17 protein-coding genes are annotated in these 14,595 nt (G+C 61.2%); 6 read left to right on the top strand and 11 right to left on the bottom strand.

The window, feature by feature from the left end; genetic code table 11:
• Positions 1–26: 26 nt before the first annotated feature.
• Positions 27–632 (bottom strand): TetR/AcrR family transcriptional regulator, encoded by a 606-nt coding sequence (locus BLW55_RS17670; RefSeq protein ID WP_090329658.1) that lies wholly within the window; start codon positions 630–632, stop codon positions 27–29.
• Positions 633–751: 119 nt separating this feature from the next.
• Here BLW55_RS17670 and BLW55_RS17665 point away from each other — a divergent pair, with 119 nt between their 5' ends.
• Positions 752–1,969: an MFS transporter gene (locus BLW55_RS17665; protein WP_025029490.1), complete on the top strand. Its 1,218-nt coding sequence runs from the start codon at positions 752–754 to the stop codon at positions 1,967–1,969.
• Positions 1,970–2,026: 57 nt separating this feature from the next.
• On the opposite strand, the gene ribB is transcribed toward BLW55_RS17665, so the two are convergent.
• Together ribB and aroC are read right to left on the bottom strand one after the other, a co-directional pair.
• Positions 2,027–3,127 (bottom strand): 3,4-dihydroxy-2-butanone-4-phosphate synthase, encoded by a 1,101-nt coding sequence (gene ribB, locus BLW55_RS17660; protein WP_090329657.1) that lies wholly within the window; start codon positions 3,125–3,127, stop codon positions 2,027–2,029.
• A 14-nt stretch (positions 3,128–3,141) separates the two neighbouring features.
• Positions 3,142–4,242 carry a chorismate synthase gene (gene aroC, locus BLW55_RS17655; RefSeq protein WP_025029489.1) on the bottom strand — a complete coding sequence of 367 codons (1,101 nt, stop codon included), beginning with the start codon at positions 4,240–4,242 and terminating at the stop codon, positions 3,142–3,144.
• Between the two features lie 201 nt (positions 4,243–4,443).
• On the opposite strand from aroC, the gene BLW55_RS17650 reads away from it, so the two are divergent.
• Complete coding sequence (locus BLW55_RS17650; RefSeq protein ID WP_007009840.1) at positions 4,444–4,692, top strand: DUF1344 domain-containing protein; 249 nt, start codon at positions 4,444–4,446, stop codon at positions 4,690–4,692.
• A gap of 3 nt (positions 4,693–4,695) precedes the next feature.
• Here the strand turns inward: BLW55_RS17650 and BLW55_RS17645 are convergent, their stop codons facing one another.
• From BLW55_RS17645 to BLW55_RS17630, 4 genes are all read right to left on the bottom strand, one after another.
• Entirely contained in the window at positions 4,696–5,286 is a 591-nt protein-coding gene (locus BLW55_RS17645) for a histidine phosphatase family protein (protein ID WP_007009841.1), read from the bottom strand.
• A 15-nt stretch (positions 5,287–5,301) separates the two neighbouring features.
• On the bottom strand, positions 5,302–6,120 hold the full coding sequence (fabI, locus tag BLW55_RS17640; RefSeq protein WP_025029487.1) for an enoyl-ACP reductase FabI: 819 nt from the start codon (positions 6,118–6,120) through the stop codon (positions 5,302–5,304).
• Between the two features lie 155 nt (positions 6,121–6,275).
• Positions 6,276–7,232, bottom strand: coding sequence for a DnaJ C-terminal domain-containing protein (locus tag BLW55_RS17635; RefSeq protein WP_007009844.1), 957 nt, complete (start codon positions 7,230–7,232; stop codon positions 6,276–6,278).
• Between the two features lie 119 nt (positions 7,233–7,351).
• Positions 7,352–7,765, bottom strand: a complete 414-nt coding sequence (locus tag BLW55_RS17630; RefSeq protein WP_177175104.1) for an RT0821/Lpp0805 family surface protein — start codon at positions 7,763–7,765, stop codon at positions 7,352–7,354.
• 79 nt (positions 7,766–7,844) lie between these two features.
• Here BLW55_RS17630 and pdxH point away from each other — a divergent pair, with 79 nt between their 5' ends.
• Positions 7,845–8,462: a pyridoxamine 5'-phosphate oxidase gene (gene pdxH / locus BLW55_RS17625; RefSeq protein WP_007009846.1), complete on the top strand. Its 618-nt coding sequence runs from the start codon at positions 7,845–7,847 to the stop codon at positions 8,460–8,462.
• 58 nt (positions 8,463–8,520) lie between these two features.
• On the opposite strand, the gene BLW55_RS17620 is transcribed toward pdxH, so the two are convergent.
• Together BLW55_RS17620 and BLW55_RS17615 are read right to left on the bottom strand one after the other, a co-directional pair.
• Entirely contained in the window at positions 8,521–9,267 is a 747-nt protein-coding gene (locus BLW55_RS17620) for a crotonase/enoyl-CoA hydratase family protein (RefSeq protein ID WP_090330051.1), read from the bottom strand.
• 10 nt (positions 9,268–9,277) lie between these two features.
• Entirely contained in the window at positions 9,278–11,050 is a 1,773-nt protein-coding gene (locus BLW55_RS17615) for an acyl-CoA dehydrogenase family protein (protein WP_090329655.1), read from the bottom strand.
• A 216-nt stretch (positions 11,051–11,266) separates the two neighbouring features.
• Here BLW55_RS17615 and BLW55_RS17610 point away from each other — a divergent pair, with 216 nt between their 5' ends.
• Entirely contained in the window at positions 11,267–11,503 is a 237-nt protein-coding gene (locus BLW55_RS17610) for a hypothetical protein (protein ID WP_090329654.1), read from the top strand.
• Positions 11,504–11,509: 6 nt separating this feature from the next.
• On the opposite strand, the gene BLW55_RS17605 is transcribed toward BLW55_RS17610, so the two are convergent.
• Together BLW55_RS17605 and BLW55_RS17600 are read right to left on the bottom strand one after the other, a co-directional pair.
• The gene (locus tag BLW55_RS17605; RefSeq protein ID WP_090329653.1) at positions 11,510–12,058 is read right to left on the bottom strand and encodes a chloramphenicol phosphotransferase CPT family protein; all 549 of its coding nucleotides are present in this window, start codon (positions 12,056–12,058) and stop codon (positions 11,510–11,512) included.
• A gap of 96 nt (positions 12,059–12,154) precedes the next feature.
• The gene (locus tag BLW55_RS17600) at positions 12,155–12,619 is read right to left on the bottom strand and encodes an Lrp/AsnC family transcriptional regulator (protein WP_090329652.1); all 465 of its coding nucleotides are present in this window, start codon (positions 12,617–12,619) and stop codon (positions 12,155–12,157) included.
• 97 nt (positions 12,620–12,716) lie between these two features.
• Between BLW55_RS17600 and BLW55_RS17595 the strand changes: the two genes are divergently transcribed.
• Together BLW55_RS17595 and BLW55_RS17590 are read left to right on the top strand one after the other, a co-directional pair.
• Positions 12,717–13,727 (top strand): pyridoxal-phosphate dependent enzyme, encoded by a 1,011-nt coding sequence (locus BLW55_RS17595; protein WP_090329651.1) that lies wholly within the window; start codon positions 12,717–12,719, stop codon positions 13,725–13,727.
• Positions 13,728–13,749: 22 nt separating this feature from the next.
• Positions 13,750–14,586, top strand: a complete 837-nt coding sequence (locus BLW55_RS17590) for a transporter substrate-binding domain-containing protein (RefSeq protein ID WP_090329650.1) — start codon at positions 13,750–13,752, stop codon at positions 14,584–14,586.
• Positions 14,587–14,595: the final 9 nt, after the last annotated feature.

Here is a 14,595-nt window from a genome sequence, read left to right as displayed (position 1 = left end):
GGAGGATGAACGATGCGGCCGGATTGTCAACCGGAGGAAGGGGCGCCTGTGCGCAGACCTTCGAGCAGGCGCTTGAAGGCGGCGACGGCGCGCTTCGATGTCGCCTCGGGATCATCTGAGTTTGCGATCCAGAGCGATGCATGGAGGCTTGCGCCGCTGACAAGGCGCGCCGTCGCTTCCGGATCCGCCACATCAGCCTGTCCGTCCGCGACAAGCCTTTTGAGGCTGTTCGTCAGGGAACGGATGCAGCCCGGCTGGTTGGGCCAGTTGAACGGATTGCCCAGAACCGCCGGCCCATCAAGCAGCATGATGCGCTGGATTTCAGGCTCCAGCGCCATCTCGATATAGCCAACGCATTCCTCCACGAACCCCTGCCAGGGGTCTGAAAAGCGTGCCGAAACACCGTTCAGCCGCGCCGACATTTCCGCATCGATCTGCGTGATGACCGCTTCCAGGAGGCCCTGCTTTCCGCCGAAATGGTGGTAGAGCGCTCCGCGTGTCAGGCCGGCTCCCGCGGTGAAATCGTCCATTGAGGCATTCGCATAGCCGACCCGCCCAAAGGCGTCCCGCGCGGCGGCGACGAGCTTGGCTCTGGTTTCAGCGATCATTTCACTGCGCGGTTTGTGCGCCATTCCAGTCTCCATTCACATACGCGACGTATATCAATTGACATACGTTACGTATGTAATTATCTAACCCACATACGCCGCGTATGTAAACCACTCCCGACTCCGCATCAAGGATCACTCCAATGCCTAACCCCTATCGCCAGATCTTCAAGGCACCGGGTGCCAAGGGCTTCGCAGCTGCCGGCTTCTTCGCCCGCCTGCCCATTGCAATGGCGCCGATCGGCATCGTCGCCATGCTATCGCAGACCCATGGCGAATACTGGCTCGCCGGTGCCGTCTCCGCCACCTTCGCCCTGACCAATGCCTTCGTCGCACCGCAGATATCCCGCTTGGTCGACCGGCGCGGCCAGAGCGCCGTGCTGACGCCGTTCGCCACGATTTCCGTCATCGCGTTTCTGGTGCTCATTGTCGCGGCAAACCGCGACTGGCCATTATGGACACTGTTTGCCGCAGCTCTCGCCGCAGCAACCATGCCCAGCATCCCGGCCATGGTGCGCTCCCGCTGGACGGAGATCTTCCATGGCCGCCCCGAGCTCAACACCGCATTCGCATTCGAATCGGTCGCCGACGAGCTGGTCTATATCGCCGGTGCTTCTCTTTCGGTGGGCCTGAGCGTCTCATTCTTCCCGGAAGCCGGGATGCTCGCCAGCACGCTCTTCCTCGCCTTCGGCACGGCGGCCTTCGTGCTGCAGCGCTCCACCGAACCGGGCATACGCCCTGCCGGAGACGGGCCAGCGCATTCCGCGATCCGCCTGCGCTCGGTCCAGATCGTCACACTTGCCCTGATCTTCGTCGGTGCCATCTTCGCCACCGCTGAAGTCAGCTCCGTGGCCATCACCAAGGCCCTCGGCCAGCCAGGTGCCGCCAGCCTCGTCATCGGCGTCTACGCCGTTGGCTCGTTCCTGATCGGCATCGTCATCGGCGCGCTCAACCTCAAAATGCCCCTGCAGCGCCAGCTCGCGATCGCCGTGGCCGTCATCGCCTTCACCACGCTGCCGCTTCTCTTCGCCGATACAGTGCCTCTGCTCGCCGTGGCGGTGTTCGTTAGCGGCCTTGCCGTCTCGCCCACCTTCATTACCGCATTCGGCGTGATCGAGCGCCGCGTGTCGCCGGCCATGCTGACGGAGGGGATTACCTGGGTTATGACCGGTATCGGCATCGGCATGGCGCTCGGCTCGTTTGTTGCCGGCTGGGTGATCGATGCATTCGGGCCGCAGAACGGTTTCTGGGTCTCGGTGGCGGCTGGTTTTTCGGCCCTGTTGACGGTTCTGCTCGGCCAGAGGAGCCTCGCCGGCGAGCGCCGCGCCAGGGCTGACACGGCGTTCCAGCCAGCCGAGTAAAACCGCCTGGCGCAGACGGGAGACAGGTCCGGATGAGCCGGACCTGTTTCACCGGGTTCAGACGATATCGGTCGAGGCGATCTCGATGCCGAAGCCTTCAAGCCCGACATAGTGGCGCTCGCGCGAGGCCATCAGTTTGATGGAGGAAATGCCGAGATCCTTGAGTATCTGTGCCCCAAGGCCGATCTCGCGCCACTCGCTTTCCCGCCGCAGCGCCTCGTCATGGTCCTCGCGATCGCTGCCCGCAGGGCGCCGCCGGTTCTCATGGGCAACGCCCACCGAGCCTTCGCGCAGATAGACCAGAACGCCACGGCCAAGGCCGACCATGCGGTTCATTGCTTCGTGCAGGCGCTCCTCCCTGCCAAACACATCCGCCATGACATCCTCGGTGTGGAGCCTGACGGGGATATCCACCCCGTCACGAATGTCGCCGAAGACGATTGCCACATGCTGCATCACTTCCCAGGGAAGCGTGTAGGCATGCGCTTTTGCCGGTCCGCTTGGCGTGTCGATGTCAAAACTCGCCACCCGCTCGACCAGCGTTTCCTGCCGCTGGCGATAGGCGATGAGATCGGCAACCGACACCTGCATCAGCCCGTTCTTCTCCGCAAAGGCCGAAACCTGCGGTCCGCGCATCACGGTGCCGTCGTCATTCACCAACTCGCAGATGACGCCGATGGGGGGCAGCCCGGCGAGCTTGCACAGATCGACGGCAGCTTCCGTGTGGCCCGAGCGCATCAGCACCCCGCCCTCACGCGCGACCAGCGGGAAGATATGGCCCGGACGCACGAAATCGCCCGGTCCCACATTCGGGTTCGCCAGATTGCGCACCGTCAGTGTGCGGTCCTCGGCCGAAATGCCGGTCGTGGTGCCATGTTTGAAATCGACGCTGACGGTGAAGGCCGTCGCATGCGGTGCATCGTTCTCGGCCACCATGGGCGCCAGGTTCAGCCGCCGCGCCTCGCCATGCGGCATGGGCGCGCAGACGATGCCCGATGTGTGACGCACGATGAACGCCATCTTTTCCGGTGTGCAGTGCACCGCCGCAACGATGATGTCGCCCTCGTTCTCGCGTCCGTCATCGTCCATGACGACGACCATCTCGCCCTTCTCAAAGGCGCGCAGGGCTTCAACGACCTTCTTCTGGTCATAGGGCATGCAAAAAAACTCCGTCAGATGCGGCCTGTCTGGCCGCGGTGGCGCAGGTAGTGATCGGCGATCGCGCAGGCAACCATCGCCTCGGCGATCGGCACGGCGCGGATGCCCACACACGGGTCGTGCCTGCCCTTGGTCAGAACGTCGACCTCATTGCCATCCCTGTCGATGCTCTGGCGCGGCGTCAGGATCGACGAGGTCGGCTTGACGGCAAAGCGCGCGACGATGGGCTCACCGGTGGAGATGCCGCCCAGAATGCCGCCGGCATTGTTGCTCAGGAAACGCGGCGTGCCGTCATTGCCCATCCTCATCTCGTCGGCGTTTTCCTCGCCGGTGATGCGCGCCGCCTCGAAACCGTTGCCGATCTCAACGCCCTTGACGGCGTTGATCGACATAAGATTGGCGCAGATATCCTGATCGAGCTTGGCATAGACTGGCGCACCGAGCCCCGCCGGCACCCCTTCCGCCACCACCTCAATGACTGCCCCCACCGAGGAGCCGGCCTTGCGAATGCCATCGAGATATTCGGTAAAGACCGGAACGGACTTCGGATCCGGCGTGAAAAACGGGTTTTCCGCATCACCGATGAAATCCCAGGTCCAGTTCGCCCGGTCGATTTCCTTCTCACCCATGGCAACCAGAGCGGCGCGCACAGTCATGCCCGGCACCACCTTGCGGGCAAGCGCGCCGGCAGCAACCCGCGTTGCGGTCTCTCGCGCCGAAGAGCGCCCGCCACCGCGATAGTCGCGCAGACCGTATTTGGTCTCATAGGTGTAGTCGGCATGCCCCGGCCGGTAGCGTTTTGCGATCTCGCCGTAATCCTTGGAGCGCTGGTCGACATTCTCGATCAGCATGGAAACCGGCGTGCCAGTGGTGATCAGCGTTTCACCATCCTCGTCCGGTAGCACACCTGACAGGATCTTCACCGCGTCCGGCTCACGCCGCTGCGTGACGAAGCGCGACTGCCCCGGCCGCCGCCTGTCGAGCTCGGCCTGGATGTCGGCCTGCGTGAAACGAATACCCGGCGGGCACCCGTCGACCACACAGCCGATGGCCGGGCCATGGCTCTCGCCCCAGGTGGTGACACGAAACAGATGGCCGAATGTGTTGTGAGACATGAATGCAGGCTTCCACAGATCAGACAGAGCGACCATTGCGCTGTTGTCGCCGGCCGGTCGCCCCGCTTCTATTGACCTTTGCGAATGTGGTCAAACCGGATTGCTTAATGCGCAAGTTTTGACACATTTAGGTGGTTTAAGAAATCGTTCGAATCCGCGCCACGAGAACTGGTGCCCAAGTCGAAATCCGAGAGGTATGGAATGCGCATTTTCGCTGCAGCAATGGGCTTATTCATGCTCGCTTCCTCCGCCTTCGCCCTTGATGCGGAGGGCACGGTCTCCAATGTCGACCCGGAGAAGCTGACCATCACCCTGGACAATGGACAGACCTACAAACTGCCGGGCGAAATGGACGTCTCCGCCATCGAACCGGGCATGAGTGTCATTCTGGCCTACCGCGAAGTCGATGACGGCGTGAAGCAGATCACCGACATGCTGTTGCCTGAATAAGCTTCAGAGCCAGTCCACCGCGCCGTTGTCAAACCGGAGAATCCTGTCCTGCGGGATGACGAGTGCTGCGGCCTCGTCGCTTGAAGCATGCCCCGTAAGATAAAGGAGCGACCGGATGACCCCGCCATGGGTCACGCACACCGTGGGGCCTTCCACTTCTTCCAGCCAGGGTTTTACGCGCTCGGCGAGCGTCTCATAGCTCTCGGCGGCTTCACCGGGCGGCACAAAACCCCATTTGTCGCTGGAGCGCCCCGCCGTGCAGCCGGGATCGGCAGCCTCCAGTTCGGCATAGGTAAAGCCCTGCCAGTCGCCGAAATTCAGTTCCATCAGCCGCGGGTCGGTCCGATAGCCTTCGCGCGGAAGGCCAAGCCCTGCACGCACGCGCTCCATGGTTTCGCGTGTGCGCCGCAGCGGGCTTGCAACGAAATCGAAGCCGTCAGCATCGTGGTTCAGAAGATCGGCAAGACGGATGCCATTGCGGTCGGCCTGAACCTGACCAACCGCATTGATGTCCGTATCGGCCTGTCCCTGCAGACGCTCTTCCACGTTCCAAGCGGTCTGGCCGTGGCGAATGATGTATAGCAATGGAAGCACAATGCGCCTTCGTGCCTACTCCGTCACGACGGAGATGTCGGGAGCATCAACCGCCTTCATGCCGACGACATGGTAGCCTGAATCCACATGCAGCACTTCTCCGGTCACGCCGCGCGAAAGGTGCGAGAGCATGTAAAGTGCTGAATCGCCCACTTCGTCGGTGGTGACAACGCGCTTCAGGGGCGAGTTGTATTCATTCCAGCGCAGGATATAGCGGAAATCGCCAATGCCGGAAGCGGCAAGTGTCTTGATCGGGCCCGCCGAAATGGCGTTGACGCGGATGTTGTTTCCACCCATGTCCACCGCCAGATAACGCACGCTCGCCTCGAGCGCTGCCTTGGCAACACCCATGACGTTGTAATGCGGCATCACCTTCTCGGCGCCGTAATAGGTCAGCGTCAGGATCGACCCGCCATCGCTCATCAGCGGCTCGGCGCGCTTTGCAAGCGCCGTCAGCGAGTAGACCGAAATATCCATGCTGCGCAGGAAATTGTCGCGGCTCGTGTCGACATAACGGCCGGTCAGCTCGTCCTTGTCGGAGAAGGCCACCGCATGGACAAGAAAGTCCAGCTTTCCCCACTCCTTCTCAAGCTTCTTGAACACCGCATCCACGCTGTCCATGTCGGTCACATCGCAATGACCGGCGACAATCGCACCGAGTTCTTCAGCCAGTGGCTCAACCCGTTTCTTAAGCGCGTCGCCCTGATAGGTAAGCGCCAGTTCCGCACCCGCATTGGCGCAAGCCTTGGCGATCCCCCAGGCGATCGAGCGGTTGTTGGCGACCCCCAGAATGAGTCCGCGCTTTCCGGCCATCAGGCCATTGCCATTGGTCATGGAATGGTTCTCCGAATTCAATTGCCGAAGCGTCATGCTTTCACCTGAAGGCGCGCCGCTTCATCATCCTGTGTTCTGCACCCGCACGTGCCGGCGATTCTCCGGTCGCGCAATGCGATAAACCGGCAGCCCTATCGCACAGCCCGGCCAAGGCATCAAGCAGATTGGCGGAACAATGCCTCCAGAGCAGGGTCTCCGCCCTCCGGCAGCATGATCTGGACATGGGCGTAGAGATCGCCATTGCCCTCGGTCTTGCGCGGCAGCCCCTGCCCCTTGAGGCGCATCGCCTTGCCCGAGCTGGTCCACGCCGGAACCGTCAGCGCCAGCCTTCCGGTCGGCGTTTCGACAGGCACTTTCGCGCCCAGAACCGCATCACGCAGGCTCACCGGCAGGTCCACATGCAGATCGCGCCCCTCGACCCGGTAGCGCGGATGCGTCCTGAAACGCAGCTTGACCAGCGCATCGCCGCGCTCGCCGAACGGCGTCTCCTCGCCCTGCCCCTTGAGGCGGATGGTCTGCCCATCCTCCACATAACGCGGAAGCTTGACCGCGATGCGCCGCCCACCCGGGAAAATCGCCGTCACCTTGGCAGCCTTTGCCACGTCCTCAATGTCGACATCCAGTGTCGCGTTCAGGTCGCCCATGCCAGTGGGACGTCTGGCGCCACCAGCCGTACGGCGCCCCTGCCCGGCATGCCCTGCAGAGCCGCCCTGAGAGAATGCGTCGCCGAAAATCTGGCTGAAAATGTCAGCACCGCTGAAGCCGGCGCCATCGGGACCGCCGCTTCTGAACTCGAAATGCTGGGCTCCGGGCCCGCCACGGCCGGAACGGCGGAAGCCCGCAAACGGGTCGCCACCTGCACCGGCGCCTTCAAAGCCAGCAAAACGCGGTTTGCCCTCGGCATCGATCTCGCCGCGGTCGAAAGCGCCGCGCTGCTTCTCGTCGCCCAGTATCTCATAGGCCTGCCCGATCTCGGCAAAGCGTTCCTTGGCCTTCGGATCGTCCGGCTTCTGATCCGGATGATATTGTTTCGCCAGCTTTCGGTAAGCCGATTTTATCTCCTTGGACGAGGCGTTTTTGGCCACGCCCAAAACGTCATATGGATTGCGCATGTGCAACTCTGTTCCTGGTCGTTCCCCATTATAGGGCAAAACGCTCGTGAATTCGGGATGTTGTTCACTATATGCGTTCGGTTAGGAAGAAATTCCAGACCTTCCACCGGTTTCGTTCGTCAAACCGCTTCAAAAGCCTGAATCTGCCACCCGAATTCCGGGCTTGGGCAAGCGGTGCCGCGATAAAGGCTTATCCCGTCGAAACTTTCGCGCGTGGTCACGAAGCGCCGGCACGTCCCGTCGTCATATATGTGAGAGATCACACCACGCACACCGTTTTCCTCATCGACCCAGGAGAGCGGCGGCGCGCCGTCGAGCATTTCCCCCATCTCGGCAACCATCGCATGCAGCATCGCATCCGTTCCCACGGGCAGATGTGCGGGCGGGATCGTTTCCGGGGCGGGGGCAATCGAACCGGTCACAACCGACGGGTCGATGCCCGGCTCCTCCAGATCCAGGGCCGACACGCTGCAACCGGCAAGAAGGGCGACCGCCACGGGAAAAAAAAGACGCCGGGAAAGACGTAGAGCCAAGGCCATACCCCGAACTGGCGCTTGCGTTGCCCCCGACAATCGGCATTCTCCCCGTAGAATAAGCGAACAGGCAGCCAGTATGATTGACGAGACGTTAAAATCCGGTGACTTCACGGAGCGTGAAGAGCCTTTCCGGCTCTTTGCCGAATGGCTTGAAGACGCCACCAAATCCGAGCCCAACGATCCCAATGCGCTGGCTCTGGCGACCGTCGACCCCGATGGAATGCCCAATGTGCGCATGGTGCTCCTGAAAGGTTTCGATGAGCGCGGCTTCGTGTTTTACACAAATTTCGAGAGCGCCAAGGGTGGCGAGGTCCTGAGCGCAAAGAAAGCGGCCATGTGCTTTCACTGGAAGAGCCTGCGCCGACAGGTGCGCATTCGCGGGCCGGTCGAAGTGGTGAGCGACGAAGAGGCCGACGAATATTATGCCTCGCGTCCACGCGGCAGCCGTATCGGGGCCTGGGCCTCAAAACAGTCACGACCGCTTGAAAGCCGCTTCGCGCTGGAAAAAGCGGTTGCCGAATACACGGCAAAATTCGCCATCGGCACGATCCCGCGCCCTTCGCACTGGTCGGGTTTCCGGATCGTTCCGCAGACCATCGAATTCTGGCACGACCGCCCCTTCCGCCTGCACGACCGCGTCGTCTTCACCCGCGACGAAAAGGGCGACTGGCAGACCGAGCGGCTTTACCCCTGAGCGCGGTTGCCCCCAACGTCATCAGCTCATTTCGGCGATGACGTTTCGGGGCCCACTGCTACTTGCGGCTCATGAAGGCCATGAAGGCCGCGCGCGCTTCGTCCGATTTCAGACGCGCGCGAAATTGCTCGCCCTCTTCCCCGATGCGCGCGACAATATGGTCGCGCGGACCGCGCAGAAGATTCCGGGCGATGCGCAAAGCCTCGGGCGGTTTTGCGGCAAGTGCCTCCGCCGCCTTGAAGACCGCACTCTCCAGTTCGCCCTCACCCACCACGCGGTGGATCAGCCCAGCCGCCTGCGCCTCTTGCGCCGGCAATCCCTCAGCTGCAACAAGCAGCGCAAAGGCTCGCTGATGCCCCATGATCGAGGGGCCCAGCAGGCTCGATCCCGCCTCCGGCACGAGGCCGAGATCCACAAACGGCGTGGAAAACACGGTTTCAGGTGTGGCGAAGGTCAGGTCGCAATGCATGTGGATCGTCGTGCCGATCCCCACCGCAATGCCATCCACACCCGAGACCAGTGGCTTTCCCGCCCCGGCCAGCGCCAGAAGAAAATCATAGACTTCCTCGCCGCCTTCGCCACCGGCGGCCACCGCCATGAAATCGGCAAGGTCATTGCCTGCCGAAAACGCGCCTGGCTGGCCCAGAAGCACATGGCAGCGCACCGCGTCATCCGCGTCACCCGCCTTCAGCGCTTCGGCCATTGCCGCATACATGGCACGGGTGATGGCATTCTTCTTCTCCGGGCGATTAAGGCGGACGACCTGCACCGCACCGCGCCGCTCAATGAGAACATGCTCACTCATGATCGTCTCCTCAGGCCGAAAGCAGGGCGTCGGCCGCCGCATCGAGGCTCCCCGCCCCCTCCGTCACCCGCTGCCTGAGTGCGCCCGTCTCACCAAGCAGGTTCTCCGCCATGAAACGCACCAGCGCGGCATGGCCGGGGTTTTCGTTGCCGGCAACAGCCCGCGCATTGAAGGCCACGCCGATGACGAGCGAGAAAAGGCGGAGATAGGGCGTCGCACCCGCAAGCGCCTCGTTCACACGCCCCTCGGCCAAAGCACCGGCCATGAAATCGGTCGCCGCCCCCAGATCATCGAGCGCGTTTGCAAGCTTTGCGCCAGTCGCCCCCAGACCGGATGCTTCGGCAACCGATTTCTGGTCCACGCGCAACTCGCCGATAAGACGCACCACCGCCTCACCGCCCTGAAGCGGCAGCTTGCGCATGACCAGATCGATTGCCTGAATGCCGTTCGTGCCCTCATAGATCGGCGCGATCCGCGCATCTCGGTAGAGTGCAGCAGCTCCCGTCTCCTCCACATAGCCCATGCCTCCGTGAACCTGCAGGCCAAGCGAAGCGACCTCCACGCCCACATCGGTGGAAAAGGCCTTCGCCATGGGGGTCAGAATATCCGCGCGCGCCTGCCAGGCTGTCGCCTCCTCGCCCTCGTCAAGCCGCGCCCGGTCGATGGCATAGGCACAGGCATAGGTGATCGCGCGCGCCATCTGGGTCTCTGCCTTCATGGTCAAAAGCGTGCGCTTGATGTCGGGATGCTCGACAATCGGGCTCATTCCGCCATCCTTGGGCGCACCGGCGGCGCGGCCCTGCCGGCGCTCCTGCGCATAAGCAATCGCCTTCTGCGTTGCAGCTTCGGCAATCCCCACACCCTGCATACCGACGGCCAGACGGGCGTTGTTCATCATGGTGAACATGCAGGCGAGACCCCGGTTTTCCTCGCCAATCAGCCAGCCGACAGCACCCGGGGTGTCGCCGAATTTGCCGTCGCCATAGATCATGGTGCAGGTGGGCGAGGCATGAATGCCCAGCTTGTGCTCCATGGAAGCGCAGAAGACATCGTTGCGCGCACCCAAAGATCCGTCGTCATTGACGAAGAACTTTGGCACAAGAAACAGCGAGATGCCTTTCGTTCCCGCCGGCGCATCCGGCAGCCTTGCCAGCACCAGATGCACAATGTTGTCGGTGAAATCGTGCTCACCATAGGTGATGAAGATTTTTTGTCCGAAGATGCGATAGGTGCCGTCGCCCACCGGTTCCGCGCGCGCCTTGAGCGCATTAAGATCGGACCCGGCCTGCGGCTCCGTCAGATTCATCGTGCCCATCCATTCGCCCGAGACGAGCTTTTCGAGATAGGTCTTCTGCAGTTCCGGCGTCGCGTGCTTTTCAAGCGCCTCGATGGCGCCAACCGTCAATGTCGGACCGATTGCAAAGGCCATGGAGCCGGAGTTCCACATCTCGATGGCCGCAACCGAAAGCAGCGTTGGCAGGCCCTGCCCGCCAAATTCCTCCGGCGCTGCAAGGCCGTTCCATCCGCCCTCGCACCAGCGGCGGTAGAGATCGGCCCAGCCCGGCGGTGTGGTGACCGTGCCGTCCTTTAAGACCGCCCCCTTTTCGTCGCCCACTTTCGCAAGCGGCGCGATTTCCTCAGCCGCAAAGCGCCCGGCCTCACCAATGATCGCATCGACCAGATCTTCGGAGAGATCGCCAAACCGGCCAGCATCAAGATCAGCGGCAAACCCGGTGACATGTTTCAGGGTGAAGGCGATTTCGTCGACCGGGGCTCGATACATGCTGCAATCCTCCTGATGTCCCGACAGCACCTGTAAGTGCGGCGCGCTCCAAACTGTCCAGCGTGCGCCCGGGACCAAAATCTAGCCGCTCGACCACACCCCCGCCATCATACCTTGGCGAAAGATTGCTAGTTTCTTTTTACGTAAACGTCAATATTGAAAACCTTGCAGCCTTCCCGCCCGAAGGATAGACACTGTCCAAAGGAAGGGGCCTCAATGCTTGCAAGACCGGAAAAGAACCGCTGCATCGAATGCGGAAAAATGTTCGGAACGCCGGGCTTTGCCTATTATGAGGGCCTGATCGAAAATGGCCCAGCCTACTGGACCGATCGCGGCATTCTCTGTTCGATCGAGTGTTCGCTCACCCACTACAAAAAGCGGATGGCGGAAGGCACCGTCCCTGAAAAACCCGCTCCCGATCCCTTCGAGATGGAGCACCTGTTCGAGGACTGAGCGCTCTCAGGCAGCGCCAGCACTTCTTGAAAAGTCCGAGTTCCGCCGTCCCGTTCTCCAGCCGTTCAGGATGCGCTCGGTATTAAGGGAAACACCGTCCAGCGATTGAACTTCCAGATCGTAAGTCTTCCCGAGATGGATGGTTTCAAAATCACGCCGCGCGCTGCCTTGGGGCCGATCTCCCCGCGCTGCCTCCCGTTCGATCAGCACAGGCAAAGGGCAGTGAACACCTACGAAGTACACATCGAACGGCGAGAACAACGACTGCAACCCGGGCAGCCATCGCTCATCGTCAAGGATGTGCTCGAGGATCAGATTGTTTCCCGCCTCGGCATAAGCTGCCAGAGACTTGTGAAACCCCTCGAAGAAGGCTGGTCTTGAGGCGTGCCAGTCGAACTCCCCGCAACGGAAACGCTTGGTAGGCAGAACCCCGGCGTCGCGCAGATGGTCAATCGATATATGCCAGAATGGCAGTTCGATCTCGGCCTGAAGCGCCCGCGCAAGCGTCGACTTACCGCTGCTCGAAGCACCGTGCAGAAAGATGATGTGTGTCATGTCGCTTCCGGTTTCCAACATGTGTCTACCCGATGCGAATGACAGCATTCTGAAAACAGACATCTTCGTGAAACAAATGTTTGCCCGGACCCGTGCCTAAACGCCTCCGCCGGTCTCGATCTCGCGGATGGCGACAATGGTCTTGAACGACTTCACATTCTCATCTGCGTGAAAAACTTCCTGCACGAAGTCCGCATACCGGTCCATTCCCGGAAGACGCAGAAGTAGCACGAAATCCACCTCTCCGGTCACATACCAGATTTTCTTCACCTCCGGCCGCTGCCTGATCTTGCGGACGAAAGCATCGAGATCGAAAGACCGCTCGCGTTCGAGCGAGACAAGCGTGTGAATGGTGACCGCTTCCCCCGCAATCGCGGGGTTTATCACGGCGACATCGGCCACGATCACCCCTTCGCTGCGCATACGCCGCAGGCGCCGAAGAACAGCGCTTTCGGAGAGACCGACAGCCTCGGCGAGCTCGCGCGCCGGTTGCAGATTGTTCTTTTGGACGAGGGCCAGAAGCTTTTGATCGAAGTGATCGATGGTGACGGATTCGGTCATTCACAACCTCAACAATGCCTGAAAACACCACCCTACAGCGAAAAACGGCGAATTGCATAGCATCACGCCTGTAAGCTGATGGGAGTTGGAGGACTTCATGAACATCGCGCCGGATCATCATCTCATCATGGCTCGCCTTAAGCGTTTGGACAGCGCCTATCAGGCGTCGCCTCTGTTTTCGGCAACGAAACTGGCCGCCCATCTCGGAGTGGCGGAGGTTCACCTGAAGGATGAAAGCAGGCGTCCTCTGGGCAGTTTCAAGTCGCTGGGCGGTACTTTCGCCGGGCTGGAGGCGATTTCGACCGGCGGTGAAACGGTGCGGCTTCTGGTCTGCGCCAGCGATGGCAATCACGGGTTGGCCGTGGCTTCTGCAGCCCGTCACACCGGGATACCGGCAAAGGTCTTTCTGCATTCGGAAGTCGCCCGGACCCGTGTGGATCGGATCGAAAAAACCGGTGCGCAGGTCGTCATCGTGCCTGGAACCTTCGATGACGCCGTCAATGCGGCCGCTCACGCAGCGCAATCCGAAGGAGCGGTTCTCGTCGCCGATACGAGCGACAACGAAAACGATGTGATGACAGGCCATGTTATGGCCGGCTACGGCGTGATCGCAGGCGAAGCCCGCGGCCAATATGCCCAGCAGAATTTTCAGAAACCAACGCATCTGTTCATTCAGGCAGGTGTCGGTGGACTGGCGGCTGCCATGGCACGTGGCCTGTATTCCTTCATGGAGACACCCGGCGTCGTCGTGGTCGTCGAACCGGAAAATGCGGCCTGCGTTCAGGTTGCAATGGAGCTTGGGTATCCCGAAACGATCCCTGGCGAGTTGCGCACCTGCGCCTCCATGCTTTCCTGTGGCCGTGCAAGCGCACCCGCTCTCAAGATACTTCGGGCAAGCAAAGCCCGGACACTCACCGTTTCAGAAGAACAATTGATGGCTGCGCCGGATCTGCTGGCGCAGACAAGCGAGATTGCCACCACACCGTCAGGCGGCGCCGGACTGGCCGGTCTGATGCGGGCGCTCGCCAGCCCTGCGATCCGCGAGGATCTTGGGCTCAATTCATCAAGCCGGGTTCTGCTCGTGATCAGCGAGGGCTCACAGGAATAAACAACAACCGGGAGGGGAAGTGATGAAGACTTTGCGTAAACTGGGCGTTGGTGCCGGGACGGCAATCGCGCTGTTCGGTCTGACAGGCACCGCAATGGCGGGCGAAACGCTCGACCGCGTCATGGAAAAGAAAAGCATGGTGGTCGCCACCAATGCGAGCTGGCCTCCGCAGAGCTTTCTTGACGATTCCGGCAATCTCACAGGCTTCGACATCGACGTGTCCGGCGAGATCGCCAAGCGCCTCGGGGTGGAAATTTCCTACGAGACGCCCGACTGGGCAATCATGACGGGCGGTCACTGGAAAGGCCGCTATGACATTGGTGTCGCCTCGGTGACCCCGACGAAAGCGCGTTCCAAGGTGATCGACTTCGTCAGCATTTATTACTACAGCCCCTATGTTTATGTGGTGCATGCCGATTCCGACATTCAGACCGTCGAACAGCTGAATGGCGGCAAGATCGGGGTCGAAACGGCAACCACATCGGAAGACTTTATCAACCGCCGTCTAGAGATCGATGCCCCGGGCATGCCTCCAATCGAATACAAGGTGGAACCCGGTGAAATCCGCACCTACGCCTCCTCCATGCTGCCTTTCGATGATCTGCGCCTCGGCGCGGGCGTACGCCTCGATGCGGTGATCGCACCCGTCCAGACAGCGGAAAACGCCATCAAGAACGGCTACAAGGTCCGCATTATCGAAAACGAATATGCGTTCCGCGAACCTCTGGTCGTGATTGCCGACAAGGGAGATGATGAATGGGTCGCCAAAGTGTCTGGCGTGCTTGAAGAGATGAAATCCGATGGCACGCTGAGTGCCTTGACCGAAAAATGGTACGGTAAAGACTTCAGCGACAAGTAGTCATCATTG

This window comes from Nitratireductor aquibiodomus, from assembly GCF_900105565.1.
Lineage (GTDB): Bacteria > Pseudomonadota > Alphaproteobacteria > Rhizobiales > Rhizobiaceae > Nitratireductor > Nitratireductor aquibiodomus.
The sequence above is the reverse complement of the archived record's forward strand: the minus strand, read 5'-3'. Positions and strand labels throughout refer to the sequence as shown.